Annotated in this window: 26 protein-coding genes; 13 read left to right on the forward strand and 13 right to left on the reverse strand. The window is 30.8% G+C overall.

Annotated elements, in window-relative coordinates; translation table 11 throughout:
• The first annotated feature begins 67 nt into the window (after positions 1-67).
• From AC2GW8_RS11225 to AC2GW8_RS11250, 6 genes are all read left to right on the forward strand, one after another.
• A complete protein-coding gene (locus AC2GW8_RS11225; protein WP_440879962.1) occupies positions 68-991 on the forward strand; it encodes a PorP/SprF family type IX secretion system membrane protein in 924 nt (307 codons plus the stop codon).
• Between the two features lie 31 nt (positions 992-1,022).
• A complete protein-coding gene (locus AC2GW8_RS11230) occupies positions 1,023-2,942 on the forward strand; it encodes an OmpA family protein (RefSeq protein WP_440879963.1) in 1,920 nt (639 codons plus the stop codon).
• Between the two features lie 384 nt (positions 2,943-3,326).
• Entirely contained in the window at positions 3,327-6,734 is a 3,408-nt protein-coding gene (gene ileS, locus AC2GW8_RS11235) for an isoleucine--tRNA ligase (RefSeq protein WP_440879964.1), read from the forward strand.
• Between the two features lie 4 nt (positions 6,735-6,738).
• A complete protein-coding gene (locus tag AC2GW8_RS11240) occupies positions 6,739-7,116 on the forward strand; it encodes a TraR/DksA family transcriptional regulator (protein WP_440879965.1) in 378 nt (125 codons plus the stop codon).
• A 113-nt stretch (positions 7,117-7,229) separates the two neighbouring features.
• Complete coding sequence (locus tag AC2GW8_RS11245) at positions 7,230-7,886, forward strand: hypothetical protein (protein ID WP_440879966.1); 657 nt, start codon at positions 7,230-7,232, stop codon at positions 7,884-7,886.
• Between the two features lie 108 nt (positions 7,887-7,994).
• On the forward strand, positions 7,995-9,890 hold the full coding sequence (locus tag AC2GW8_RS11250; RefSeq protein WP_440879967.1) for a M61 family metallopeptidase: 1,896 nt from the start codon (positions 7,995-7,997) through the stop codon (positions 9,888-9,890).
• Positions 9,891-9,975: 85 nt separating this feature from the next.
• Here AC2GW8_RS11250 and AC2GW8_RS11255 read toward each other — a convergent pair whose 3' ends face one another.
• Together AC2GW8_RS11255 and AC2GW8_RS11260 are read right to left on the reverse strand one after the other, a co-directional pair.
• Positions 9,976-10,395, reverse strand: coding sequence for a thiol-disulfide oxidoreductase DCC family protein (locus tag AC2GW8_RS11255; protein ID WP_440879968.1), 420 nt, complete (start codon positions 10,393-10,395; stop codon positions 9,976-9,978).
• A 16-nt stretch (positions 10,396-10,411) separates the two neighbouring features.
• The gene (locus AC2GW8_RS11260) at positions 10,412-11,218 is read right to left on the reverse strand and encodes a hypothetical protein (protein WP_440879969.1); all 807 of its coding nucleotides are present in this window, start codon (positions 11,216-11,218) and stop codon (positions 10,412-10,414) included.
• Positions 11,219-11,450: 232 nt separating this feature from the next.
• Between AC2GW8_RS11260 and AC2GW8_RS11265 the strand changes: the two genes are divergently transcribed.
• Together AC2GW8_RS11265 and AC2GW8_RS11270 are read left to right on the forward strand one after the other, a co-directional pair.
• On the forward strand, positions 11,451-12,023 hold the full coding sequence (locus tag AC2GW8_RS11265) for a lipoprotein signal peptidase (RefSeq protein WP_440879970.1): 573 nt from the start codon (positions 11,451-11,453) through the stop codon (positions 12,021-12,023).
• 228 nt (positions 12,024-12,251) lie between these two features.
• Positions 12,252-12,467, forward strand: coding sequence for a DUF6515 family protein (locus tag AC2GW8_RS11270; RefSeq protein ID WP_440879971.1), 216 nt, complete (start codon positions 12,252-12,254; stop codon positions 12,465-12,467).
• Between the two features lie 22 nt (positions 12,468-12,489).
• Here the strand turns inward: AC2GW8_RS11270 and AC2GW8_RS11275 are convergent, their stop codons facing one another.
• From AC2GW8_RS11275 to pdxA, 9 genes are all read right to left on the reverse strand, one after another.
• A complete protein-coding gene (locus tag AC2GW8_RS11275; protein WP_440879972.1) occupies positions 12,490-12,903 on the reverse strand; it encodes a DUF6691 family protein in 414 nt (137 codons plus the stop codon).
• Position 12,904: 1 nt separating this feature from the next.
• Complete coding sequence (locus AC2GW8_RS11280; RefSeq protein WP_440879973.1) at positions 12,905-13,468, reverse strand: YeeE/YedE family protein; 564 nt, start codon at positions 13,466-13,468, stop codon at positions 12,905-12,907.
• Positions 13,462-14,703: a 3-deoxy-D-manno-octulosonic acid transferase gene (locus tag AC2GW8_RS11285; protein WP_440879974.1), complete on the reverse strand. Its 1,242-nt coding sequence runs from the start codon at positions 14,701-14,703 to the stop codon at positions 13,462-13,464. The genes AC2GW8_RS11280 and AC2GW8_RS11285 overlap by 7 nt, the downstream gene beginning before the upstream one ends.
• Positions 14,704-14,779: 76 nt before the next feature.
• A complete protein-coding gene (gene accC, locus AC2GW8_RS11290; protein WP_440879975.1) occupies positions 14,780-16,120 on the reverse strand; it encodes an acetyl-CoA carboxylase biotin carboxylase subunit in 1,341 nt (446 codons plus the stop codon).
• 85 nt (positions 16,121-16,205) lie between these two features.
• The gene (gene accB, locus AC2GW8_RS11295) at positions 16,206-16,691 is read right to left on the reverse strand and encodes an acetyl-CoA carboxylase biotin carboxyl carrier protein (protein ID WP_440879976.1); all 486 of its coding nucleotides are present in this window, start codon (positions 16,689-16,691) and stop codon (positions 16,206-16,208) included.
• Between the two features lie 10 nt (positions 16,692-16,701).
• Positions 16,702-17,712 (reverse strand): beta-ketoacyl-ACP synthase III, encoded by a 1,011-nt coding sequence (locus tag AC2GW8_RS11300; protein ID WP_440879977.1) that lies wholly within the window; start codon positions 17,710-17,712, stop codon positions 16,702-16,704.
• 155 nt (positions 17,713-17,867) lie between these two features.
• Positions 17,868-18,062, reverse strand: coding sequence for a 50S ribosomal protein L32 (gene rpmF / locus AC2GW8_RS11305; protein ID WP_440879978.1), 195 nt, complete (start codon positions 18,060-18,062; stop codon positions 17,868-17,870).
• Between the two features lie 8 nt (positions 18,063-18,070).
• Complete coding sequence (locus AC2GW8_RS11310) at positions 18,071-18,610, reverse strand: YceD family protein (RefSeq protein WP_440879979.1); 540 nt, start codon at positions 18,608-18,610, stop codon at positions 18,071-18,073.
• A gap of 76 nt (positions 18,611-18,686) precedes the next feature.
• Complete coding sequence (gene pdxA / locus AC2GW8_RS11315) at positions 18,687-19,718, reverse strand: 4-hydroxythreonine-4-phosphate dehydrogenase PdxA (protein ID WP_440879980.1); 1,032 nt, start codon at positions 19,716-19,718, stop codon at positions 18,687-18,689.
• Positions 19,719-19,776: 58 nt separating this feature from the next.
• Between pdxA and AC2GW8_RS11320 the strand changes: the two genes are divergently transcribed.
• Positions 19,777-20,364 (forward strand): riboflavin synthase, encoded by a 588-nt coding sequence (locus tag AC2GW8_RS11320; RefSeq protein ID WP_440879981.1) that lies wholly within the window; start codon positions 19,777-19,779, stop codon positions 20,362-20,364.
• Between the two features lie 1,225 nt (positions 20,365-21,589).
• Positions 21,590-22,192 carry a TetR family transcriptional regulator gene (locus AC2GW8_RS11325; RefSeq protein WP_440879982.1) on the forward strand — a complete coding sequence of 201 codons (603 nt, stop codon included), beginning with the start codon at positions 21,590-21,592 and terminating at the stop codon, positions 22,190-22,192.
• On the opposite strand, the gene AC2GW8_RS11330 is transcribed toward AC2GW8_RS11325, so the two are convergent.
• Positions 22,189-22,431 (reverse strand): CBU_0592 family membrane protein, encoded by a 243-nt coding sequence (locus AC2GW8_RS11330; RefSeq protein WP_440879983.1) that lies wholly within the window; start codon positions 22,429-22,431, stop codon positions 22,189-22,191. The genes AC2GW8_RS11325 and AC2GW8_RS11330 overlap by 4 nt on opposite strands.
• Before the next feature lie 37 nt (positions 22,432-22,468).
• A complete protein-coding gene (locus tag AC2GW8_RS11335; RefSeq protein ID WP_440879984.1) occupies positions 22,469-23,053 on the reverse strand; it encodes a DUF2459 domain-containing protein in 585 nt (194 codons plus the stop codon).
• 450 nt (positions 23,054-23,503) lie between these two features.
• Here AC2GW8_RS11335 and AC2GW8_RS11340 point away from each other — a divergent pair, with 450 nt between their 5' ends.
• The 3 genes from AC2GW8_RS11340 (at position 23,504) to AC2GW8_RS11350 (ending at position 25,509) form a co-directional block, all read left to right on the forward strand.
• Positions 23,504-23,698: a cold-shock protein gene (locus AC2GW8_RS11340; RefSeq protein ID WP_440879985.1), complete on the forward strand. Its 195-nt coding sequence runs from the start codon at positions 23,504-23,506 to the stop codon at positions 23,696-23,698.
• A 412-nt stretch (positions 23,699-24,110) separates the two neighbouring features.
• Entirely contained in the window at positions 24,111-25,283 is a 1,173-nt protein-coding gene (locus tag AC2GW8_RS11345) for a DEAD/DEAH box helicase (RefSeq protein ID WP_440879986.1), read from the forward strand.
• Between the two features lie 10 nt (positions 25,284-25,293).
• Positions 25,294-25,509, forward strand: a complete 216-nt coding sequence (locus AC2GW8_RS11350) for a hypothetical protein (protein ID WP_440879987.1) — start codon at positions 25,294-25,296, stop codon at positions 25,507-25,509.
• Positions 25,510-25,601: the final 92 nt, after the last annotated feature.

Below are 25,601 nucleotides of genomic sequence, written 5' to 3' on the forward strand. Positions count from 1 at the left end.
TGAAGATAACTGATCTAGGTAAGGATATTCAAGATAATTAAGATAAGAAGATCAAAAGTATAAAAAGATGAATAAGATAGTACAGAACCTTATAATACTGGGGCTTTTAGTTGCTGGTGTTAAACTTTACGGGCAACAAGACCCACATTACACACAGTATATGTTTAATACAATGAGTGTAAATCCTGCTTACGCGGGTTCTAAAGGGCATGGTGTTATTAATTTACTAGGAAGAGCTCAATGGATCGGTATTGATGGAGCTCCTCAAACTTTCACTTTAAGTTATGATACACCATTGGGGTTTAGCGGAGTTGGTTTGGGTATAAACTTAGCCAATGATGTTATAGGACCTTCTCGTGAAACTTACATAGATGCGAATGTATCTTATACTGTAAGAACTTCTGACGTGGGTAATTTATCTTTTGGTTTAAAACTAGGAGGAAGATTGTTCAATATAGACTGGACCAAGGGAATCTATAGAGATAGGGGAGATGAACAGTTGGAAGCTCCTATTAATAGATTTTTACCGACGATAGGTGCAGGTATTTATTATTATACGAATAAATGGTATGTAGGTCTGGCTGTTCCTAATATTTTAAGAACAGACCATTACGATGACACTTTAGCTGGTGGGAGTGTTGCTGTAGAGCGTATGCATTACTTTTTTATAGCAGGGTATGTTTTCGATTTAAGTGAAAGTGTAAAGTTTAAGCCTGCTGTACTAACCAAAGTCGTCAGTGGGGCGCCACTTTCATTAGATGTATCTGCTAACTTTTTATTTAATGAGAAGTTTCGAGCAGGTCTGGCATGGCGCTGGGATGATTCGATCAGTGCACTGTTAGGATTTCAAATTACTAGACCATTGCATATAGGCTATGCTTACGATTTAACAACATCGAATTATAGTAATTATAATTCAGGTACTCATGAAGTTTTGCTTCGCTATGAGTTATTTAGGCCACAAACGGTAAAGTCACCAAGATTTTTTTAATATAATATAAGGATTACAAAAACAGGAGAGTATGAAACGGATTATTGTTATACTATTATTAAGTATATGTTTTAGTGGTTATGGTCAACGACGTTACGCGGCTGACCGTTACTTTCAAGAGTATGCTTACACTAAATCAGCGGAGTTATATCAACAACTTTATGATAAAGGAGATCGTTCTTATGAGGTTATCAGCAGGCTGGCGGATTCTTATTATTTTATTTCGTCATTTGGTGAGGCTGAAAAGTCATATAGTGATTTAATTGATAATTTTGAAGAAAAAGCTTTACCAGAACATTTGTTTCGTTATTCACAGGTACTGAAGAGTAACGGAAAGACATCAGATTCAGATAAGTGGTTGCTAAAGTTAAAAAGTTTAAAAGCTGATGATAGCAGGGCTTTAGAGTTAGAGGCAAACAAAAAATATTTTTCAGATTATACTAATCGACCCAAAACATATATTAATATTCAAAATATTGCCGTTAACACAAGTTATTCGGATTTTGGAGGATTCGTTCATGATGGATATTTTTATTTTTCTTCGACTCAACCCGACTCAGAAAACAAGAAATTATATAAGTGGAATAATCAACCTTATTTGAATATTTACAGGTCTTTAGAACAGCCTTTACAAGATAAGGGTAACTTAGATGTTGGTTCTGCCGAGAAGGTAACTTCTTTAAGTAGTAAACTTCATGAATCCAATGCAATTCTTAACAAAGATGGGACGATAATATATTTTACAAGAGATAATACTTCAGGAGACAAGAGTAAGACAGCCAAATTGAAAATTTATAAAGGATACAAACAAAATGATGGAAGTTGGGGAGCGGTAGAAGAATTACCATTTAATAATGATAATTACTCAACAGGTCATCCTTCTTTAAGTTTGGATGAAAAGACACTTTATTTTGTTTCCGATATGCCAGGAGGGTTTGGAGAAACGGATTTATACAAAGTTTCGATTCTATCAGATGGAAGCTATGGTGATCCAGAAAATTTAGGCAGTAAAATTAATACAGAAGGAAGAGAGATGTTTCCTTATATAGGTTCTAATAATCGTTTATATTTTGCTTCAGATGGTCATTTAGGGTTGGGAGCTTTAGATAATTTTGAAAGTACCATTGAGGGATCAGATTATGGAGCCCCGATTAACATAGGTGCGCCAGTAAATGGCCCAATGGATGATTTTGGTTTTATATTAGATGAAGGTCGAAAAGCAGGATACTTTTCATCTAATAGAGAAGGGGGCAAAGGAGATGATGATATATATAGTTTTCGTATCTATCGATGTAAAGAGACAATTAATGGAGTTATAAGTGATGCAACTACAGGTTCACCTATTTCAGGCGCATCGGTTCGTTTAATCAATGGAAAAGGAGAACCAGTTTCAGAGCAAGTTACAGGTAGCAATGGAACCTATAATTTTACGGAGCTTGATTGTGAGCAAAAATTTACAGTAGTGGCTTCAAAATCAGATTATAAGCAAGGGCAAAAGGAACAGTCAACTCTTGATGAAGATAAGAAGTCACTGAATGTAAATATTTCTTTACAATCATTGATAGTTGAAGATCAAATAGTAATTAATCCTATTTATTTTGATTATGACCTATATACAATTCGAGCAGATGCAGAGTATGAATTAGAGCATATTATTAGCGTATTAAAAGCGCACCCGAACATGATCATCCGTATTGAATCGCACACTGATAGTCGTGGAACTAAGAATTACAATAAAACACTATCACAAAAAAGAGCTAATTCGACAAGAGATTATATCTTGTCAAGAGGGATAGCTCCTGAGCGAATAGAAAGCGCAATAGGGTACGGTGAGAGTCAGTTACTTAATGACTGTTTATCAGATTGTTCAGAAAAGCAACATGAAAAAAATAGAAGATCATATTTTTTTATAACAAATGCCCCAGATAACATAAAAGCAATAAATAAATAATAAGTATCCTAGCTAAGAAAATTGCAGTTAGAGGTTTTTAATCTCTAACTGTTTTTTGTTTTAAAAAACTTCATGGGTGCTACATAAATATATGGAAATAATGAATCCTATTATTTATTATAATATCGAGTTAGCTAACTCGATTTTTTTTGATATGTTAAAATATACCTTTTTATTCTTCAATAGAAAATTGACTTATTTTAACCATAATATTTTCCACTTTTCTTTATCTAATAATAATTTTTAAATTCTAGTCAAAACTGCTCTTTAAATGTGTTTTGGGTTAAAAATGAACACATTAAAAGGCTATGTTTTTTTAACTCACAATCTTAAGAATTACAAGAAAATACGTAATTTCGCACTTTCAACAAATACGATGACAAAATGAGTAAAAAGTTTACTGAATACAAAGGATTGGATTTGCCAAAAGTAGCTGAGGAAATATTAAACTACTGGGAAGAGAATAAAATCTTTGAAAAGAGTATTACTAGCCGTGAAGGAAACGAGCCATTTGTATTTTTTGAAGGTCCGCCCTCTGCTAATGGTTTACCTGGTATTCATCATGTAATGGCACGTGCTATTAAAGATATTTTTTGTCGATATAAAACCCAAAAAGGATATCAAGTTAAACGAAAAGCAGGATGGGATACACATGGTTTACCTGTTGAATTGGGAGTAGAAAAAGAGCTAGGTATTACCAAAGAAGATATAGGTACTAAAATTTCTGTTGAAGAATATAATATTGCTTGTAAAAAAGCAGTGATGCGATACACTGATATATGGAATGATTTGACCCAAAAAATGGGATACTGGGTGGATATGGATGAACCATACATTACTTATAAGTCTAAATATATGGAGTCTGTTTGGTGGCTTTTAAAGCAAATCTATGATAAAAATCTGCTTTATAAAGGATATACTATTCAACCATACTCACCCAAAGCAGGAACAGGTTTAAGCTCACACGAATTGAATCAGCCTGGAACTTATCAGGATGTTACTGATACTACAGTGGTAGCACAGTTCAAAGCGATTAAAGAAACATTACCAAACTTTTTGAAAGTTGATGGCGATGTTTACTTTTTAGCATGGACAACAACGCCTTGGACATTACCTAGTAACACCGCGTTAACTGTAGGACCTAAGATAGAATATGTTTTAGTAAAAACATTTAATCAATACACATTTGAGCCAATTCAAGTTGTATTGGCTAAAAACTTAGTAGGAAAGCAATTTACAGGTAAAAAGTTTATTCAGGTTGAAAATATAGAAGATATAGCAACTTATGAAGCTGGAGCGAAGCAGATTCCTTATTTTGTAGACAGAGAGTTTATAGGTAAAGACTTGGTTGGCATAAAATATGAACAACTATTGAATTATGTTTTACCAAACCAAAATCCAGAGAATGCTTTTAGGATTATTGCAGGAGATTTTGTGACAACTGAAGACGGAACAGGTATTGTTCATACAGCTCCAACTTTTGGAGCAGATGATGCTTTAGTGGCAAAACAGGCAACTCCAGAGGTTCCTCCTATGCTAATTTTAGATGAAAATGAAAATTTAGTTCCTCTCGTTAATTTGCAAGGTAAGTTTAGACCTGAATTAGGAGATTTAGCAAACAAATACGTGAAGAATGAGTACTATGCGGATGGAGAGGCACCAGAAAAGTCTGTAGATGTTGAAATCGCTATTAAATTGAAAACTGAGAATAAAGCTTTCAAGGTCGAAAAGTATGTACACAGTTATCCTAATTGCTGGCGTACAGATAAACCAATATTATATTATCCTTTAGACTCATGGTTTATAAAAGTAACCGATATTAAGGATAAAATGTTTAGCTTAAACGAAACAATCAATTGGAAGCCTAAATCAACAGGAGACGGACGTTTTGGAAATTGGTTAAAAAATGCCAACGATTGGAACTTATCTCGCTCTCGTTTTTGGGGTATTCCTTTACCGATATGGAGAACAGAAGACGGAACAGAACAAATTTGTATCGGATCTGTTGCTGAATTAAAAGAAGAGATAATAAAAGCAGTTGAGGCAGGCGTGATGTCAGAGGATATTTTTGCTGATTTTGAGGTAGGGAATATGTCTGAAGAAAACTATGAAAAAATTGACTTACATAAAAATGTTGTTGATAAAATTGTTTTAATTTCTTCTACAGGAAAAACAATGCGAAGAGAATCTGATTTGATAGATGTATGGTTTGACTCAGGATCAATGCCATATGCTCAATGGCATTATCCTTTTGAAAATAAACACTTAATAGATAATCAAGAAAGTTACCCTGCTAATTTTATTGCCGAAGGCGTTGACCAAACTCGAGGTTGGTTTTATACGCTTCATGCTATAGGTACGATGGTTTTTGACTCTGTAGCTTATAAAAATGTAGTATCTAATGGTCTAGTTTTAGATAAAAATGGACAGAAAATGTCAAAGCGTCTTGGAAATGCTGTTGACCCATTTAAAACCTTAAGTAAATATGGTCCTGATGCCACTCGCTGGTATATGATTTCAAATGCAAATCCATGGGATAATTTAAAGTTTGATATCGAAGGTATTGAAGAGGTTAAACGTAAGTTTTTCGGAACGTTATATAATACGTATTCCTTTTTTTCGTTATATGCAAATATTGATAATTTTACTTTTAGTGAAGCAGATATTCCAATTAAAGAAAGACCAGAAATTGATAGATGGATTTTATCAGAGTTAAATACATTAATTTTACAAGTAGATAAATTTTATGGAGATTATGAGCCTACAAGAGCTACAAGAGCAATTTCAGATTTTGTACAAGATCATTTAAGTAATTGGTATGTACGCCTTTGTAGAAGAAGATTTTGGAAGGGAGAGTATGCTCAAGATAAAGTTTCAGCTTATCAGACGTTATATACATGTATGCTTACGGTTTGTAAATTAGCGGCCCCAGTAGCACCGTTTTTTATGGATAGATTATATAAAGATTTGACAAATGCGACTAGTGTTGAAGATTCAGAAAGTGTTCATATCGCTAAATTCCCTGAGTTTAAAGAAAGTTTTGTCAATAAGGTCTTGGAGCGTAAAATGGAAAATGCACAAATTATTTCTTCATTAGTTCTTTCTTTAAGGGCTAAAGAAAAAATCAAAGTTCGTCAGCCATTACAAAAGATTATGATTCCTATATTAGATGAAACTCAGAGAGACGAAATTATAGAGGTGTCTGACATAATAAAATCAGAAGTTAATGTTAAAGAAATTGAACTGTTAGATGACGCTTCTGGTATTTTGGTAAAGCAAATTAAACCTAACTTTAAAGTTTTGGGGCCTAAATTTGGAAAAGATATGAAGCTTATAGCTACTAAAATTAGTGATTTTACGCAAGAAGATATAGCGATTTTAGAAAAAGAAGGAGAAGTTAATGTGGAAGTTAATGATAAAATGATTAATTTAGTTTCTGATGATGTTGAGATTTCATCAAAAGATATAGAAGGTTGGTTGGTCGCAAATTCAGAAGGTTTGACTGTTGCTTTAGACGTAACAATATCAGAAGATTTGCGAAAAGAAGGTGTTGCTAGAGAACTAATCAACCGCATTCAAAATGCTCGTAAAGATTCTGGCTTAGAAGTAACAGATAGAATAAGATTAACTTTCTTGACCTATGCGGACTTACAAGAATCAGTATTGGCAAATGAGAATTATATTAAAACAGAAACTTTAACCAACGAACTAGTTTTTGTAGATGCGTTGGAAGATGGCTTAGAAATAGAATTTGATGCTATCAAAAGTAAAATGTTAATTGAAAAAATATAACATTATGGATGATGTAAAAGCAAGATATTCAGACGATGATTTACAGGAGTTTAGAGAAATTATCCTAGATAAAATCGATAAAGCTGAAAACGACCTAAATTTATTAAGAGATTCTTATAAGAATGGATCAGATAATGGAACAGACGATACCTCTCCAACATTCAAGTCCTTCGAAGAAGGAAGTGATACAATGGCAAAGGAAGCTAATATGCAACTTGCAATAAGGCAAGAGAAGTTTATTCGCGATCTGAAAAATGCTTTGATTAGAATTGAAAATAAAACTTATGGTATTTGTAGGGTAACAGGAAAGTTGATTCAGAAAGAAAGATTAAAACTGGTTCCACATGCTACCCTCAGTATTGAAGCAAAACGTAAGCAATAGAAAGTATACTGAAACATAACTAATGAATATAAAAATAGGATTTCTAATTTGAAATCCTGTTTTTTTGTTTTAGTACAAATAAAAAACTTTATTATACGGTACCCTTTATAAATATGAGATTAGTATTTTTTATTACTTATGTATTATGGATAAGCCCCGTAGTTCTATCACAAGAAATATGGAGTAAGATTTATGAAACTCATACAGATGAAATTGTTATTAATGGAGAAGGATTAGATGATTTGATAATCAAAAATTCAAAAGATAAGTTTATACGAATTCTTTTACGAACGGAAAAAAAAGGAGAATACAGTATAATAACAAAATCACTTCAAGATCAAGAGGTGTTTTACTTTCAAGTAAAAAAAGATACTTATAGATTTAACGATAAAAAAGTATTTCGAAAATATATAACGAGAAGAATATCAAATACAAGTGCAATTATTGAGATACCGAAAGATAAATCAGTTGTTGTCAATGGAGAAAATTTAGGTGTTAATTCATATAGTTATATCGGAAACCTCCATATTGCTATACATAGAGGTAATATTTATTTGAATACTGTTGAAGGATTTTATAAAGTAGATTTTTTTCAAGGAAATTTGTATGTTAATAATAGTGAATTTAGAAAAGAATTTTGGTCCAATAAAGGAACAATAATGTTTGAAGAAAAAAGAGTTAATTCCCCTTTTAAGAAACAAATAGAGGAAAAAGAAAAACAACTTTTTGTAAACTCTGTTTTGGGGAATATTTTTGTAAACGGAATCTAGAACAATAGATATTTACCTTCAAAAGTTTAGTGAACAAAATTATTATTTCTATACATGTAACAGATTTTAATTTTTGAAGACTTATAACTTATAAGAAAAATAGAATACATGAATAGAATAGTAATTTTAGGGGTAATTACAGTATTACTCTTTAGTAGTTGTGGCTCAACAAAAAATACAAAGAGCAACGATTTAGCTATCAAATCACCCATCAAAGCACAGCTTGATTTAACGAAAGTTAAAGAAGATAAGCTTCCTGTAATTATAAATCCAGGACGATTTACAAAAGATAAAGTAATTTATAGGTTACCTCGTGTAGTTCAAGGAACCTATTCAGTTAGCGATTTTGGTAGGTATATTGACAATTTAAAAGCTATTGATTATAACGGTAATGATTTACCAGTAGTTAAGGTTGATACAAATACATGGGAAATTAGTAAAGCAACACAATTAGATAAGATAATCTATTTAGTAAATGACACCTTTGACCAAGAGCTCCAGGGAGGTATAGGAAAGAAGGTGCCTTTTTCACCCGCGGGAACTAATATAGAGCCTACAAATTACGTTCTAAATCTTCATGGGGTTATTGGTTATTTTGACTCTTTGAAGAATAATCAATATAAGTTAGAAGTAGTTTCTCCTCTCAATTATAAAAGAACTTCGGCTTTACAAGAAGTAGCTTCAGAAACAAATTCAGATAGCAATACAATAACATCTAGTTATTTTGCACCAAGATATTTTGATATTACTGATAATCCAATGTTTTTTGGAGAATTGGATGTTGAGGAGTTTCAGGTCGGAGATATAAAGATAGTGTTAAGTGTTTATTCACCAAATAAAACTCACTCTGCGAAAAAAATTAAAGAAGTGGTTCAAAGAATGATGCAAGCACAGAAAACGTATTTAGGAAGCATTAATAGTACTGCTCGTTATGATATTTATTTGTATTTATCTGATGGAACAGAAAAAGCACCAAAAGGGTTTGGCGCACTGGAGCATCATACTTCTACAGTGGTTGTATTACCGGAAGCAATGCCAGATCAGGCACTTGCAAAAAGTATGATAGATGTTGTTTCGCATGAATTTTTTCATATTGTAACTCCGTTAAGTGTTCATTCTGAAGATGTACATTATTTTGATTATAACCAACCAACATTTTCAAAGCATCTATGGATGTATGAAGGTGTAACAGAATATTTTGCAACGCTATTTCAAATAAATCAAGGTTTGGTAAAAGAGGATGAGTTTTATAGTAAAATTTTAGGTAAAATTCGCGCAGCTTCTTCAATGGATGATACTATGAGTTTTACAAAGATGAGTGAAAATATTTTAGAAGAGCCTTATGCATCTCAATACCTAAACGTATATCAAAAAGGAGCGCTAATTGGAATGTGTATAGATATAATTCTTAGGGAAGAGAGTAATGGAGCAAGGGGGATTTTATCTTTAATGAAAGAGTTGGCTTTAAAATATGGTAAAAGTAAACCTTTTAACGATGAAAAATTAATTGAAGAAATTACTAAAATGACTTACCCATCTATTGGTATATTTTTAAATACGCATGTTGTTGGAAATACCCCTATAGATTATAGTAAGTTCTTTTCCAAGGTAGGGTTACAAGAAAGAGAAATTAAAGAGAAAACAAATTATATTGAAAATAATGGACAGATTATCTTTAATCCTGATAAGGTAACTCAGACAGTTAAATTTACGAATGCTGTAAAAAATAATAGTTTTTGGACTGAAAATGGTGTATTACCAGATGATGTCATAAAAGAAGTTGACGGTATTAAGGTAGCTAAAGAAACAGCAAGGGAGGTTTTTATGAAAATGTATATGTGGAAACCAGGAACTGATGTAGAAGTAAAGTTGGATAGGAAAGGGAAAGAAATATTAATTAAAACAACCTTAACTCAATCTTATACTAAAGTTTCAGGATTGGAAGTGAATTCAAAAGCTTCTATTCAAGAAAAACAGTTGAAAGAGGCTTGGTTAAAAGGATAAAATAAGTTTTCCTAAAAAGGTAAAAGATCAATATTAATTTATTGATCTTTTTTGTTTCTAGTCCTCGTTGTATTCAGTAATAGTGTTAATTTAAAAATTTAGACATTAGTTCTTCAGTTGGTGAGTAACAATATTTTCTTTTTCCGAACCATTTATAACGATTTCTGGCTATATAATTATAAATAAAGTTTGTTATAAATGATGGAATAATTAAAAATATGACTAATAGACTAATTGGAAACTTTAGTTTTGAGGCTATTAATAAAACTGCTTTTGATCCATAATATATTTTTTTTTCTGCGGTATATAAAAAAACAGAGTCCACCGATTTTATTTGACTTTTAAAATGATTGAAAATTTTCTCTCCAGTTTTACCTTTTATTGGAGTAAATAAAAAGTGCTCTTTTACATCATATTTTATTATAAATTGGACACTACTATTGCATAAGTTACAAACTCCATCAAATACAACTAGTTGTTTTCCTTTTGGAATATCAGGTAGCATAGATACGTTATTTTATTTACATTGTTAATTTTATGGTTTTTAAGATTTTAATTAAACCAATTGTTCTTCTTGTTTTTGATTTGATATTGTATTTAACTAATCCACATTGATTACAATGGTTAAATTGCTTATCGTTGAAAGCAGAAGTTAAAAGATTTCTTGATTTATGGGTAGACTTTGCCATTGGACTATTATCTTCTAAAATTTTAGGACCATCTTGAATCAATGTTTTTTGAGATGCTGGTTTCCTATTGGTGATTTTTCTAATTAAAATATTTTCTTTATTTGGAAACCATTTTATGATTTTGTCCATTAGGGGATTAAGTGTTATATTGGGAATCCTTTCGATGTCACCATCTACACCTATTAGCCATAACTCCATCCTGTTTTTAAATCCTATAGATAATGCAAAATGTTTTCCTTCAGGAGTCCAGTAAATAGAATGTACTTCTTCTTTTTTGGGAATATTTAAAGGAATAGTTTTTCCATTTTTTATTGTTAAAACTATTTTAGAAGTACCACCATGCTTCCCATGATAATAATTATTTTTAGGATTTACACGAATTCCTATTGGTTTGAGCATCGGTTGAGATAATTCTGATATTGTAAAACACACAATAGGGTTTGTCAGAATCATATATTTTTTATTGGGGAATATGTAGGTTTTCAGAAGTTTTGTAGTACATAAGATTTTTAGAATATCCTCGCTAGAAGCTTTCCAAATATTTTCTTTGTTTTTTGTTTTATCAGTTTGAGCAATTGCTATTTTTTCATCAACTAAAAACATGCTTATTATTGAGCATATAAAAAATAGACTTTCCATAATTGTAATAATTTAATAGATAGCAATGAAATTACAAAGAGTGGGGAGTAACTAAAATAAAAAAATAGAGTGGTTTAGGTATATCAACCAAGGTTTAATTTTTTTGTTAAAGAGATAAATAATCACGCTTACAAATTTATTCATTATAATTAATGATTACTTATTTTTTCAAAAATATAATTTAAATTCCTTCCAATTCTTTTCTTATTTTTGTCATCGTTAATTCTTGAAAATGACAAAACAAAATATAGCAATCGTAACAGTTTTTTTGGCAATTCTAATTGATCAAATTAGTAAAATTTATGTAAAAACTCATTTTACTTTGGGAGAAGAAGTAGTAGTTTTTGCCGATTGGTTTAAAATTCATTTTACAGAGAATAACGGAATGGCTTGGGGTGTTGAGTTAGGTGGAAGAGCAGGCAAACTCTTTTTGACGTTATTTCGATTATTTGCTGTTTCTGGAATTATATATTGGTTGATTCAAAATATTAAAAAGAATACTCATATTGGCGTAATTATAGCTATTTCCTTAATACTTGCAGGTGCTATTGGGAATATAATAGATTCTGTATTTTATGGAGTTATATTTGATTCATCGCATGGACAAGTTGCGACACTTTTTGCAGAGAATCCCTATGGTGAATTATTTTATGGGAAAGTTGTTGATATGCTATATTTCCCAATGTATAGAGGAGAGAGTTTTACTTTTTTTAATGCTATTTTCAACGGTGCTGACTCATGGATTTCTATTGGAGTAGTCTTATTATTTATTTTTAATAAGCAAGCATTTCCTAAAGAGAGTTAATTATTAATTGAGAGAAAAAGCAAGCCTTTTATTTGCAGTTTTAATACCCAAATATTACTTTGATATTATTAAGGGTGAGATTTTAATTTTTTTTGAAACTAACTGAATAGTAGTAATATAAGAATACAATATGTTGCTAAAAATGTTTAGGAAGTAAAAATAAATTTTAAGAAATAGATTAAACCTTCTTAAATATTGTAAGTCTTACCATTATAAAAGTTTTATCTAATGAGAAGTTTATTAATTATTCTAATTATGCTATTCGGGTTTTTAACAATATCATGTTCACAAAGAGTGGTAGTTAAGAGGCCTGCACAAAAAATTGTAGTTGTAAAAAGGCCTGCAAAATACAAAGTGGTTCGTGTAAAGGGTAAAAAATATTATTTTTGGAAAGGACGTTATCACAAAAGAACTTCTAAAGGATATGTTGTAGTTAAAATTTAAGCTTTTAATAAGTAAAATAATGTTAATGAGGGAGTTTTTTATGAGTTAAACCATAAAGAAATGCTCCTAATACGGCTCCAATAAGAACTATAATAATTGGAAATACACCGTTTCCGATAAGAACAAAGATAGGTGCAGGACAAGCTCCGGCTAATGCCCACCCTAATCCAAATATTGTACCACCGATTAGTGTTCTGAACCAACCTTTTTGTTTGTCTTTGATTATGATTTTTTGTCCTAAAAAGTTTTTAATAACCCCTTTCTTGAAGAAGAATATAAACACTGTAGAAAAAGCAACCGCTGTTCCAATGATTCCATACATGTGGAATGATTGAAATTTAAACATTTCATATATTCGATACCAAGAAATAGCTTCTGATTTTGTCAATACAATTCCAAAAAATATGCCTATCAATAAAAATCTAAATAATTTCATACTAATTAAAAATTAAAGGGAATATAACCCAAGTCATAAACAATCCTCCTATAAAAAATCCTATTACAGCTACTAAAGAAGGTAGTTGTAAACTACTAATACCAGTTATAGCATGCCCTGAAGTACAACCACCAGCGTATCGTGTTCCAAATCCAATAAAAATACCCGCAATTAGAAGTAAGCTAAAGCCTTTCATGGTAAATAATTGGTCAACAGAATATAATTCTTTAGGAACGTATGTTTTACCAGCATCAGTAAAACCCATAGATTCAAGATCTTTTATTGTTACAGGATTTAGACTAATTTCTGAAGATGAAGTTAGCCCGGTTTTGGTAAAAAAGCCACCAATAATTAAACCAATAAGAAAAATAAGAGACCATTTTTTTGATTTCCAGTCTTTTTTAAAATAATTACTAACTTTGTCAGCACCTGCTATGGTGCATAAAGTTTCAAGATTTGAAGAAACACCAAAGTTTTCTCCAAAGTAAAAAAATAAGAATAATACAAAAGCTATGAGTACTCCTGATACGTACCATGGCCATGGTTGTAATAATAGATCTAGCATAAATTATTTTTTATATATTCCAAAATTATTTTTGTAGCACCAGTATTTTTGGTGATATAGTTAAAGTTTATGGCTCCCATTTTCTGTCTTAACTCATTATTAGTTCTTAGATCTACAAAATTATGAATTAATTCTTTTTTGTTTGTAACAATTGTTACTCCTCCTAAATTTAATAAATCAACGGCCTCTTGGAATTTTTTATATTTAATACCACCAAAAATAATTGGAATCCCAAAAATAGCGGGTTCCAGTATATTATGAAGTCCAGTGGCTAATCCCCCACCTACATAGGCAATGTCTGCATAAGAATAAATTTTAGTTAACAAACCAACTGTATCAATAATTAAAACTTGACAAGTTTTAAAATTAACTAATTTCTGTTGTGAGAGTAATGCAACATTTTTAGAAATAGAAGCTTTTAATTCACGTATTTTATTTTTATGAATATTATGCGGAACAATGATAATTTTTTCATTGTTTAATAAATGATTATTAATGTAGTCAACAATAAATTTTTCATCTTCAGGCCATGTACTACCCGCTACTATTGTATGTTTATCGTTTATAAATTCTTCAATAGAGGTTATTTGATTATTTTGCTTTAAAATATCATTTACACGATCAAACCTAGTGTCACCACTTCTTATAGCATTAGTAAAGTTAATTGATCTTAATAGTGAAAGTGAGGTGCTATTTTGGACAAAAAAATAATCAAAAGTGTTTAGTTTTTTTCTCATATATTTTCCATACCATTTGAAAAATAATTGATTCTTTCTAAAAATTCCAGAGATTAAAATTGTTTTGATTTTTTTTCTCTCGAGTTGATCTAAGAGGTTGGGCCAAAATTCATATTTTATAATAAAAGCAATGGTAGGATGTATTAAAGAAACAAATTTTCTCATGTTGCTTTCTGTGTCGAAGGGAAGGTAACAAACAAAATCGGCGTAAGGATAATTTTTTCGTATTTCATAGCCTGATGGAGAGAAAAATGTTACTACAATTTTATAGTCAAAATAAGTATCTCTTATTGTTTCAATAATAGGCCTGGCTTGTTCAAATTCTCCAAGTGAGGCGGCATGAAACCAGAAAACTTTATCGGTTGTTTTAATACCACTTAGAATATGAAAACTTTTTTTTCTGCCCTCAGTAAATAGCTTTAATTTTTTGCTTACAAAAGAAATTTTTTTTAAGAAAAAATAGGTCGTTGAAATAATAATATTGTAAATAAGTTTCATGGTACGAAGGTAGACAATAAAAAAAACCAGTACAAAAGTACCGGTTTTTATTAACTATATTTAGTTGAATAACTAACTAAGAATTCATTTCAAAATCTTCCATAAATTTAGTGGTATAATTTCCTGCAACATAATCTGGATGATCCATCAGTTGTCTATGAAAAGGTATGGTTGTTTTTACACCTTCGATTACATACTCATCTAAAGCTCTTTTCATTTTGTTAATAGCTTCCTCTCTTGTTTGAGCAGTTACGATTAATTTGGCAATCATAGAATCGTAGTTTGGAGGAATCATATAACCAGAATATACATGCGTATCAATCCTAACTCCATGCCCACCTGGAGCATGATAAGAATTTATTTTTCCAGGAGCAGGTCTAAATCCATTGTGAGGATCTTCAGCGTTAATTCTACATTCAATTGAATGAAGCTGAGGCATATAGTTTTTCCCAGAAATAGGTACTCCTGCTGCCACTAAAATTTGTTCTCGAATTAAATCATAATCGACCACTTCCTCTGTAATGGGGTGCTCTACCTGAATACGAGTATTCATTTCCATGAAATAGAAATTACGATGCTTATCTACTAAGAATTCAACAGTACCAGCACCTTCGTAATTTATAAATTCAGCAGCTTTTACCGCAGCTTCTCCCATTTTTTGACGTAATTCGTCTGTCATGAATGGAGAAGGTGTTTCTTCGGTTAATTTTTGATGACGACGTTGGACAGAGCAATCTCTTTCGGAAAGGTGACATGCTTTACCAAAAGCATCTCCAACCACTTGTATTTCAATATGGCGAGGCTCTTCAATAAGTTTTTCCATATACATACCATCATTTCCAAAAGATGCTTTCGCCTCCATACGAGCAGAGTCCCATGCATCGAGAAGGTTATCTTTTTTCCAAACAGCACGCATTCCTTTACCACCACCTCCTGCGGTTGCTTTGAGCATAACAGGGAACCCCATTTCTACAGCAAGTTTCTCAGCTTCTTCATAAGACCCTAAAATCCCCTCTGAGCCAGGAATGCAAGGAACACCAGCAGCAATCATAGTTGCCTTTGCTGTAGCTTTATCTCCCATTTTTTCAATCATTTCTGAGGAAGCACCAATAAATTTAATTTCGTGCTCTTCACATAGTTTTGAAAACTTAGCATTCTCTGATAAAAAGCCATATCCTGGATGTATAGCGTCTGCATTTGTTATCTCAGCTGCAGCAATAATATTTGCCATTTTTAAATAAGACTCACTACTTGGGGCAGGACCAATACATACAGCTTCATCAGCAAAACGAACATGTAAGCTTTCTGCATCTGCTTTTGAATAAACAGCAACTGTTTTTATTCCCATTTCTTTGCAGGTTCTAATTACACGTAATGCAATTTCTCCTCTATTGGCTATTAGTATTTTTTTAAACATAATATAAAGATTTAGAGTTAGAATTACGGATTTAGAAAGTGAAAATAGTTACAATTCTAAATACTCGTTTATCTAAGAACTACAATTATGATGGATCAACTAAGAAAAGAGGTTGGTCAAATTCTACAGGTGTAGAATCATCTACCAATACTTTAACTATTTTTCCTGAAACTTCAGATTCAATTTCATTGAATAATTTCATAGCTTCAATAACACAAACGGTATCTCCAATTTTAATATCACTACCAACTTCTACAAACGTAGGCTTATCAGGCGATGGTTTTCTGTAAAAAGTTCCAATTATTGGCGATTTTACAGTTACATATTTAGAATCATCGTTAACAGGAGCTTCTTTTACTGGAGTTGCAGAAACTTCAGTCTGAGCAATCTGAGGAGCTGTAGCAACTACTTGTGGAGCAGTAACCTGTGGAGCTGCCTGAATAATAGTTGTTTCAGGTACGTTACTTCCTGTTTTTATAGTGATTTTCGTTTCACCCATTTCTAACTTTACTTCGCTTGCACCAGATTTAGCTACAAACTTTATAAGATTTTGAATTTCTTTAATATCCATTTTCCTAAATTTAAGTTGTTTGGTTTTTTGAATTATACGCCCATTTTAAGTAGATGGCTCCCCAAGTGAAGCCTCCACCAAATGCAGCAAAAATTAAGTTATCTCCTTTTTTTAAGTCTTTTTCGTAATCCGCTAATAATAATGGTAAAGTTGCTGATGTAGTATTACCATATTTATGGATATTCATCATAACTTTTTCTTCTTCTAAACCTACTCTATTTGCAGTTGCTTCAATGATTCTTTTATTGGCTTGATGAGGTACTAACCATTGAATATCTTCTTTTGTTAGGTGATTACGAACTAGCATTTTTTCGGCAACATCAGCCATATTGGATACAGCGAATTTAAAAACGGTTCTACCCTCTTGATGAACAAAGTGTTGACCTTTTTTTACTGTTTCCTCTGAAGAAGGAAGTATTGATCCCCCAGCTTCAATTTTTAAATATTCTCTACCGATTCCATCACTACGTAAATATTCATCTTGTAAACCTAAATTTTCTGAATTAGGTTCAAATAAAACAGCGCCTGCACCATCACCAAAAATAATACAAGTAGCTCTGTCTGTATAGTCGATAATCGAAGACATTTTATCAGCACCAATCACTAAAACTTTTTTATACCGACCACTCTCTATGTATCTTGAAGCAGTTGACATGGCATACAAAAAACTAGAACAAGCAGCTTGTAGATCATAAGAAAATGCATTTATAGCTCCTATTTTAGAAGCAGTGTAGGCTGCTGTAGAAGCTACAGGAAGATCAGGCGTAGCCGTGGCAACAATGACCACTTCAATTTCAGAGGCATTTACTCCAGATTTATTTAATAGATCTTCGGCTGCTCTAATAGCCATAAATGATGTTCCAGCACCTTCCTCTTTTAAAATTCTACGTTCTTTTATACCCGTTCTGGTGGTTATCCACTCGTCATTGGTATCAACCATAGATTCAAGCTCTTTATTTGTAAGAGTATGCTCAGGAACATATTTTCCTACTGCTGTAATAGCTGCAGTTATTTTAGTCATAGTTGTTTGTATTGTTGTAAAACGAGAGACCAAAGAAATGAAATTTATTTCACTTTTTTAAAGAAAAAAAAATGAAAACTTACTTTTTTTACTTCAAATACACTAAAAAACCCTCAAAAAGAGGGTTTTATATATTTATTAAAAGGTCTTATGTATTATGCCTCAGCTACTTTTGATTCTAAAACTACTTGACCTCTGTAGTACAACTTTCCTTCGTGCCAGTGAGCTCTATGATATAAATGAGCTTCTCCAGTAGTTGGATCAACCGCTATTTGAGGAACAGAAGCTTTGTAATGTGTTCTTCTTTTGTCTCTTCTAGTTTTAGATATTTTTCTCTTAGGATGTGCCATTTTATGTTTTATTTATCTGTTAGTAAATCCTTTAATTTATCCCATCTAGGGTCTGTTGAATCCTGATTTTTAATAGGATTATTTTCTTTTATTTTTAATTCTTCTAGCTTTTTCAATGCTTCTGATTTCATGGTGCCATCCAAAACTTTTGGATGTATTCTTTTACTAGGAACTGATAAAATGATTAGTTCATATATATATTGTGAGACGTTAATTTGGTATTCCTCGTGAGGAATGATCAACACATCTTCATTGTCATCATTAAACTCATGACCAAACTTTACAATTAAATGTAAATCTCCTTTAATTTTTTGATCAAATAGTTCACTTGTAATATCACAAGGGACATTCACAAATCCTTTAACATTGAAATCAAGCTCTAAAAAGGTGCTTTTCTTTTCTAAATTAACATTTACAGCAATATTACAATTGTTGAATTCATCAAAATTATAAGCATCAAAGAACTTTTTATTAATTTGATACTCAAATAAATGACTTCCCTGTTTTAATCCTATAAAGGATATGTTGAAATCTTTTAAGTCTTTCATTTATAATACCAATTTGAGCCTGCAAATATACAAAAAATGTTCTTATAAATATAGTGCACAGTTTTTTTTTAAAAATTTAAGATTTTAGCGCGTTTTTTATAAGTTTTTGGTATTCAATTCTATTTTTATATAATTGTAAAGAGCTAAATAATGCTTCTTGAAAAGACAGATGATTGGCTTTATTTTTTCCTGCAATATCAAACCCAGTCCCATGGTCTGGCGAAGTTCTTATTTTATCTAATCCAGCAGTAAAGTTAACGCCATTGCCAAACGAAAGTGCTTTGAAAGGCGCTAAACCTTGATCATGATACATTGCTAGTACACCATCAAATTGCTCATAAGTTTTAGAACCAAAAAAGCCATCTGCAGGATATGGACCATAAACTAATTTACCCGTTGTTTGAATCTCTTTTATAGTTGGTTTAATAATTTTGTCATCTTCGGAACCGATTACACCGTTATCACCACAATGAGGATTTAACCCAAGTACTGCAATTTTAGGTTTATTAATATTGAAATCTTGCTTTAACGAATTATACATAATTTCTACTTTCGATTTGATAAGCTCAGGAGTAATAGTTTCTGATACTTTAGAAACAGGGATATGTCCTGTTATTAAGCCTATCCGTAACTTTTCAGCTACTAAAATCATTAGACTTTTACCTTGTAGCTCATTTTCTAAGTATTCTGTATGACCAGCGAAAGAGAAGTCTGTAGACTGAATATTTTCTTTATTAATAGGGGCTGTTATTAAAATATCTACCTTGTTGCTTTTAAGAGCTTCAACTGCCGCTTTCAACGAAAAAAAAGCGTATTTTCCTCCGTTTTCGGTCAATTTTCCTATTTCAAGCTTAACGTCTTCTTTCCAGACGTTTACAAGGTTTATCTTTTCATGTGTAATTTTATCTACATTTTGAAGAACTTGAATACTATTATTAAGTTTTAGAATTTTTTTATGGATAGAAATTACTTTGTTGGAGGCAAATAAAACAGGAGTGCAAAAATCAAGCATACGCTTATCTTCAAATGTTTTCAGTATAATTTCAATACCTATTCCATTAATATCTCCAACCGAAATGCCAACAATAATTTTGTTTGATTTGTCCATAGTTACGTTTTCTAAAGTCGTATTTTTGATCCAAGCAAAAGTAATTAAAATTTAGAGAATGTTTACTGGAATAATTGAAACTCTTGGGATTATAACAAGATTAGAAAAAGAACAAGAAAACTTGCATTTAACTGTTAAAAGTCAATTTACGAATGAGCTGAAAATCGATCAAAGCGTTGCACACAATGGAGTGTGTTTAACTGTTGTTGCAATTGAAGATGATGAATATACCGTAACAGCAATTAAAGAAACTTTAGATAAGACCAACATAGGGAATTTGAAGGTAAATGAAACCGTAAACCTTGAACGTGGTATGAAATTAGGCGCTAGGCTTGACGGACATATTGTGCAAGGACACGTTGATCAAACAGCAGAGTGTATTCGTATTGAAAATGCTGAAGGTAGTACAATTTTTACATTTAAATATGATTTTAATGGTGATAACATAACAATAGAAAAAGGATCCATAACGGTTAATGGTGTAAGTTTAACAGTTGTGAATTCTAAAAGAAATGAGTTCAGTGTAGCGATTATACCTTTTACATTGGAGCATACTACATTCAATACTTTTAAGATTGGGTCTACGGTAAATTTAGAGTTTGATGTCATCGGTAAGTATGTCTCTAAATTACATAAAATTGGCTAGTTACTTTCAACGGACTATTACTAAAGAATTGTTTTATTTCAAAAAACAAAAGAAATCTGTTGTTTTTAGTTATTTCATATTAATCAGTAATTTTTCGTATTTGGAATCATTTAGTAAGCGCTTGAGATAAAAATAATAACTGTTTTATTTTTTGCTTTTTAAATGCTTTGATGAAAAAATAATTGAAAAAAGAAACTATGATTTTGAGTAATTATTACATTCAAAAAAAGCGAGTATTCAGTTAGCAACCAAAAAAATATACTACATAAAAAATTAACAAATTTCCTTATAAGTTTATTTCATATTGTTTTTAGGATTGTTGTTTAAGTTGATGTTGTTGAGATAGTTGTTAGTTTATTCTTGGTGGTCAAGAAAATTATCATATCGTTATTTGTAATAGATTTATTCAATAATTAATAAGATTTATTGAAACTACAGACTTTAGAAGCTTAAAAATAGAGTTTTTCCTGATGTAACAATACTTTTACATTAATGATTAACTGTCAAATAAATTAAAACGAAAAACTCATTAGAGCAAATCAAAGCTTGGTTTGAAGCAGGTGATATTTGAACGCAGCAACAATTTTATGATATATGCGATTGTTTTTATTATAAAGATGGTGGGCACATTACTAATAGTAAAATTATAAATACCATAGGAGATATTCATCTCAAGTTTTAGGACGGAGAAGAAATTACTATAGAAAACTTCAGTCCTGAAAAAACAAGACCTATAAGCTACATAAAGAAGTAAAAGAACAGATGCTAAGTTATTTCAGTGAAAGTGAGGGATAGTGATGTTTTAGTTTATGGTAACAAGATTTCTAAACAACTTTTTTATGTGAGAAGAGAAAGTACCTCCTAGATAATTTTATACATCTAGCAGGTATTTATATGCTTCAAGCTACTTTATTGTAAATTTTCTTTCGAAATAAACTAGCAATAATGGTATAAATTAAACAATGTATTGGTGAGCTTTAGATATTGTGGCTTAATTCTTTTATTGTCTTAGTGGTAAAAAACTAATACTCTATCTTATAAAGTTTTTGAAATTGGTTGCTTTTACTGTAGTTTAGGTTAATTAATAGTTTCTTATCAACAATTTTGTTAGTCACTTTAAATTTTACTAGATTGCCTGTCTTTTTAATATTTTGATAGTTAGTGTTTTATTTTTCGTTTACTAACGATATGAAATAAAATAACCTATCAATGGTGAAATACAAAAATGATGGGCAGAAAATCGCTAACAGATATAAGACAAAAAGAAATTATAAATGCATTTTATGAAGTAGCAAAAAAAGACGGACTAGAGAACGCTTCTATAGGAAAAGTAGCAGAAGCCATGAAAATAAGTAAAGGGCTTGTGCTACATTATTTCGAAAGTAAAGAAGCTTTGGTTCTTTCGTTAAATACTTTTATTTTAGATAGATATGTTGTTTTTTTAAATGATAGCTCTAAATATACAATGACTTCCAAAGAAGATATTGAATCATATATAGATTTACTATTTAGTAGAGATTGGGGAGGGTATATTGATGATGGGGTTTTTTATAGTTTTTATGCATTAATTTATCAAAATGATACTGTTAAAGAGAATTTTAGACTGCATCATGAAGAGTTAGTTAAGGTATTGAGAATTAAGCTTAGTGAGGCAGTACTAAACGGTGTTTTGAAGAATACTAAAATTGAAGAATTAACGCGACTGATATTTTCATTGGTTGACGGTGCATACTATACATTAGGAGCTTTTGTGAAAGAAGATGAAGAGTATTTAAAAAGGGTTGAGTTATTTTCGTCTCATGCAAAAGGCTTATTGGTATATTATTAGTCTTTTTTTTGTTTTGTTTTCAATGTTGCAATAACTGCTATTAGGCCCCATGCAGCATTTAAAAAGATTGCAGGAAAGTCATTTCTGGGTATTCCGTTGACAATCAAAGCACATGCTCCTAATATGTTTAAAACATGATATGTTGGTTTATCAGATTTCAGTCGATTTAAGCTCAAAAGGGCATAGGCTATTAAGTAAATTATAGCGCCAAACCAACCAATAATCGAATAAAAATACATACTTAAATAAAAGTTAAATAATTCAAAATTAAACTAATTAATTGTATTTACTTGTTAAGCCAATATCAAAAGGTGTCCAAAAGCATGATTTTAATCCACTCTCTTTAAATGCTGAATTCACCCAGCTATTACATGTTTTGAAACAGGAATAACGTCCTTTGGCATGGTAAAAATTATCTTTATTTGAATAACCTTTGTTTTTTAGAATAATTGTAGAACCGTATTTGTTTTTTTGAAATGAATTATAGAGGTAGTTATTTAATTTTTTAAGCGCTATAGTACTTATTTTTATTTCAATCCAAGTTGATCGTTTTTGCTGATAACGTGTTACATGGATTAAAGTTTTATTTTTTAAAAACAAAGCTTTAATGCTGTTTAGGATGCTAATATCTTTCCAGCTAGGTGTGTTCAGATAAAAGTTTTCTTCACCCCAACCAAAAGCAAAATAGGTGTCGTTATTTTTATAATATAAGCTGTTTAATAATTTATTTTGAATATTTTCTTTTGGAATTAAGATGTCTAAGTGAACTCCATTTGAGCTCAGGTAAATAGTTTTTTCTAACTTCTTATTTTTACTTAACCGTTTAACTGTAATTAAGGACAGTATTATTGAAATAAACAAATAGGTTAGAGGAATAGTTAAAAGTGTAATTAGGCACTTCTTAAGTAATTTGATTTTTATGACGTTGAATGATTTTGAAATAATAGTTTAGTATTAGTTAGGAAAGTTACCTGTTTCTAAGTTACTCTTTCCTATGTTTTTGATGAAAAAAAAACAAAAAAGCGCTTGTTTTTTTAAATGTTTTTGATAAAAATGTTTTTTTATCAAAAATAAACCATACCTTTGACCTGTTCAAGTGGAACACCTTTTCAATCTTAAGGTAGTATTTAGTATTTAGTTTTTTGAGTTTACTCCTCTTACTTCCCTTATTACATCTTACTTTATTTTTTTAAGTGTTTTTTTAAATTCTTTTACTTTGTATCAGATGGTCAAAGTTATAAGTTTTATAATTAAGTATATGGTTGTTCTTTCTTTAACAAGATAGTATTAATAATTTAAAATTAAGTAAAGATGCAAGAAGGCACAGTAAAATTTTTCAACAATGCAAAAGGATTCGGATTTATTAAATGTTCAGAAACAGGAGAAGAAATTTTTGTACATAATTCAGGTTTGAATGATGATATTAGAGAAAATGATAAGGTACAATATTCAACAGAACGCGGAAGAAAAGGTCTGAACGCTGTTGATGTTGAATTAATCGAATAGTTTATTTTAAGGTATTTATAATGACAAAGGTTTGATAAAAAAAACTTTGTCATTTTGCCTTAATATTTACAAAAAATAGACCGTAATTTATAAATGATTTCCATAAAGGGGATCAGTAATATCAATCTTTAGCTTATTTCTCTAAAATATAGATTTAGAGAATAATCATTTCTTTTATTGAAAAACTATTTAGCTTTATAATGGTGGTATTTATTTTCGCCAATAGATAAATTTTATTGACCTAATGAAATAGAATTTATCATAATAGTTTTAATAGTGATTATTACTTTACTAATCACTTTTTCAATACCTTGTTCGTAACATTTTTTAATTTTCTTTTGAGGGTGTTTTAGCAGCTTAGGAAATAATTTTCTAAGAGTTTAAAGATAATGATGTAAAAACTTCAAAAAAAATGAAAAGTGTAAAACACAAACAAAATAGTGATAAAAAAAATATAATTAAGAAGAATAAAGTACTTCAAAAAATAAGAAGAACAGCGGAATTATCAACTGCAATAGAAACCAAACAAGAACTAGTTTATGTTTCAAAACATACCTTTAGCGAAAGTAAACTTCATCAAAAACTCAAAGCAACCATTGCGTCAAAAGGTTATGCAAATCCTACTGAGGTTCAGGAAAAATCGATAGAGCCATTACTGAATAAAAACGATTTAGTTGGTATTGCAGCTACGGGCACAGGCAAAACGGCTGCTTTTTTAATTCCAATTATTCACCAAATGCTATTAAGTAAAGAGAAAACGGCACTTGTTATTGTGCCTGTTAGGGAGTTAGCGCAACAGGTTAAGGAAGAGTTTATGTCCTTAACAAAAAAAATGGGCTTGTCGGCATCTTGTTTTGTGGGAGGTACAAACATAAATAAAGATATTGCAATAGCCAGAAATAAACATCGTTTTATGGTCGCTACACCAGGAAGATTGGGAGACTTAATTGACCGTAAAGCGATCGAATTAGAGGAGGTTTCAATATTGGTTTTGGATGAGTTTGATAGAATGTTAGATATGGGGTTTATTAGAGATGTTCGTAAAATTTCATCAATAATGTCAAAAAGAGAGCAAACCATTCTTTTTTCAGCAACTAAAGAACCGTCTCAAGAGAATTTGATCAATGAACTTGTTGATTCACCAGTTTATTTGAATGTATCATCAGGATTAAATTCTAGTGAGAATGTGGAACAAAATATGGTAGAAGTTTTAGCCTCAGAAAATAAATTTGATATTTTGTTAAAATTGCTAAATAAAGATACCTTTAAAAAAGTTATACTTTTTTTAGAAACTAAAAGAGGAGCCGACAGGATTCATAAAAAACTTCAAAATTCGGGCTTAATATCAGGGACAATTCATGGAGGTAAGTCACAGAGTTACCGCAATAGAGCCATAAGATTATTTAAATCAGGTGAAATAAAAATACTGGTAGCAACTGACATTGCGGCGAGAGGGATTCATGTAGATAATGTTTCTCATGTGATTAACTATCAGCTACCGATGACAATGGATAGTTATATTCATAGGATAGGAAGAACAGGTAGGTCAGGAAAATTAGGGAAGGCCTATACTTTTATTAATTAAATTCAAAAACATGGCAACCAAATCACAAATAACCTTACGGAAAAAAGAAAAAGAAAAACAAAGAGCTCGAAAAAAGAAATTGAAAATGGATAAAAAGGAGCTTAAAAAAAATACGGTAAAAAAAGAGCCTGAAATTAATTGGGATATTGCTCCTAAAAATAAAACGTTAACAGAAAAAGAGAAAGCGTTTAAGGAGTCAAATAAACTAAACTATTTGAAACCTTAAAAGGAATGTCTTTTGGAAAGATTATAGCTTTATAGAGTCTGTTCTTTAAGTTAAGAGTAGGTTGAGGTGAAAAATAGAAAGAATAAAGTTTC

The sequence above is a fragment of the Tenacibaculum profundi genome, assembly GCF_057162725.1.

What these genes read in the sequence shown, in the direction of transcription:
- AC2GW8_RS11345 (WP_440879986.1), top strand. Translation starts at nt 24,111, where the DNA reads ATGAAAAGTGTAAAACACAAACAAAATAGTGATAAAAAAAATATAATT.
- AC2GW8_RS11285 (WP_440879974.1), bottom strand. Translation starts at nt 14,703, where the DNA reads ATGAAACTTATTTACAATATTATTATTTCAACGACCTATTTTTTCTTA.
- AC2GW8_RS11280 (WP_440879973.1), bottom strand. Translation starts at nt 13,468, where the DNA reads ATGCTAGATCTATTATTACAACCATGGCCATGGTACGTATCAGGAGTA.
- AC2GW8_RS11260 (WP_440879969.1), bottom strand. Translation starts at nt 11,218, where the DNA reads ATGGAAAGTCTATTTTTTATATGCTCAATAATAAGCATGTTTTTAGTT.
- accB (WP_440879976.1), bottom strand. Translation starts at nt 16,691, where the DNA reads ATGGATATTAAAGAAATTCAAAATCTTATAAAGTTTGTAGCTAAATCT.
- pdxA (WP_440879980.1), bottom strand. Translation starts at nt 19,718, where the DNA reads ATGGACAAATCAAACAAAATTATTGTTGGCATTTCGGTTGGAGATATT.
- AC2GW8_RS11245 (WP_440879966.1), top strand. Translation starts at nt 7,230, where the DNA reads ATGAGATTAGTATTTTTTATTACTTATGTATTATGGATAAGCCCCGTA.
- AC2GW8_RS11275 (WP_440879972.1), bottom strand. Translation starts at nt 12,903, where the DNA reads ATGAAATTATTTAGATTTTTATTGATAGGCATATTTTTTGGAATTGTA.
- AC2GW8_RS11350 (WP_440879987.1), top strand. Translation starts at nt 25,294, where the DNA reads ATGGCAACCAAATCACAAATAACCTTACGGAAAAAAGAAAAAGAAAAA.
- AC2GW8_RS11325 (WP_440879982.1), top strand. Translation starts at nt 21,590, where the DNA reads ATGATGGGCAGAAAATCGCTAACAGATATAAGACAAAAAGAAATTATA.
- accC (WP_440879975.1), bottom strand. Translation starts at nt 16,120, where the DNA reads ATGTTTAAAAAAATACTAATAGCCAATAGAGGAGAAATTGCATTACGT.
- AC2GW8_RS11265 (WP_440879970.1), top strand. Translation starts at nt 11,451, where the DNA reads ATGACAAAACAAAATATAGCAATCGTAACAGTTTTTTTGGCAATTCTA.
- ileS (WP_440879964.1), top strand. Translation starts at nt 3,327, where the DNA reads ATGAGTAAAAAGTTTACTGAATACAAAGGATTGGATTTGCCAAAAGTA.
- AC2GW8_RS11250 (WP_440879967.1), top strand. Translation starts at nt 7,995, where the DNA reads ATGAATAGAATAGTAATTTTAGGGGTAATTACAGTATTACTCTTTAGT.
- rpmF (WP_440879978.1), bottom strand. Translation starts at nt 18,062, where the DNA reads ATGGCACATCCTAAGAGAAAAATATCTAAAACTAGAAGAGACAAAAGA.
- AC2GW8_RS11255 (WP_440879968.1), bottom strand. Translation starts at nt 10,395, where the DNA reads ATGCTACCTGATATTCCAAAAGGAAAACAACTAGTTGTATTTGATGGA.
- AC2GW8_RS11300 (WP_440879977.1), bottom strand. Translation starts at nt 17,712, where the DNA reads ATGACTAAAATAACTGCAGCTATTACAGCAGTAGGAAAATATGTTCCT.
- AC2GW8_RS11225 (WP_440879962.1), top strand. Translation starts at nt 68, where the DNA reads ATGAATAAGATAGTACAGAACCTTATAATACTGGGGCTTTTAGTTGCT.
- AC2GW8_RS11330 (WP_440879983.1), bottom strand. Translation starts at nt 22,431, where the DNA reads ATGTATTTTTATTCGATTATTGGTTGGTTTGGCGCTATAATTTACTTA.
- AC2GW8_RS11270 (WP_440879971.1), top strand. Translation starts at nt 12,252, where the DNA reads ATGAGAAGTTTATTAATTATTCTAATTATGCTATTCGGGTTTTTAACA.
- AC2GW8_RS11340 (WP_440879985.1), top strand. Translation starts at nt 23,504, where the DNA reads ATGCAAGAAGGCACAGTAAAATTTTTCAACAATGCAAAAGGATTCGGA.
- AC2GW8_RS11310 (WP_440879979.1), bottom strand. Translation starts at nt 18,610, where the DNA reads ATGAAAGACTTAAAAGATTTCAACATATCCTTTATAGGATTAAAACAG.
- AC2GW8_RS11320 (WP_440879981.1), top strand. Translation starts at nt 19,777, where the DNA reads ATGTTTACTGGAATAATTGAAACTCTTGGGATTATAACAAGATTAGAA.
- AC2GW8_RS11230 (WP_440879963.1), top strand. Translation starts at nt 1,023, where the DNA reads ATGAAACGGATTATTGTTATACTATTATTAAGTATATGTTTTAGTGGT.
- AC2GW8_RS11240 (WP_440879965.1), top strand. Translation starts at nt 6,739, where the DNA reads ATGGATGATGTAAAAGCAAGATATTCAGACGATGATTTACAGGAGTTT.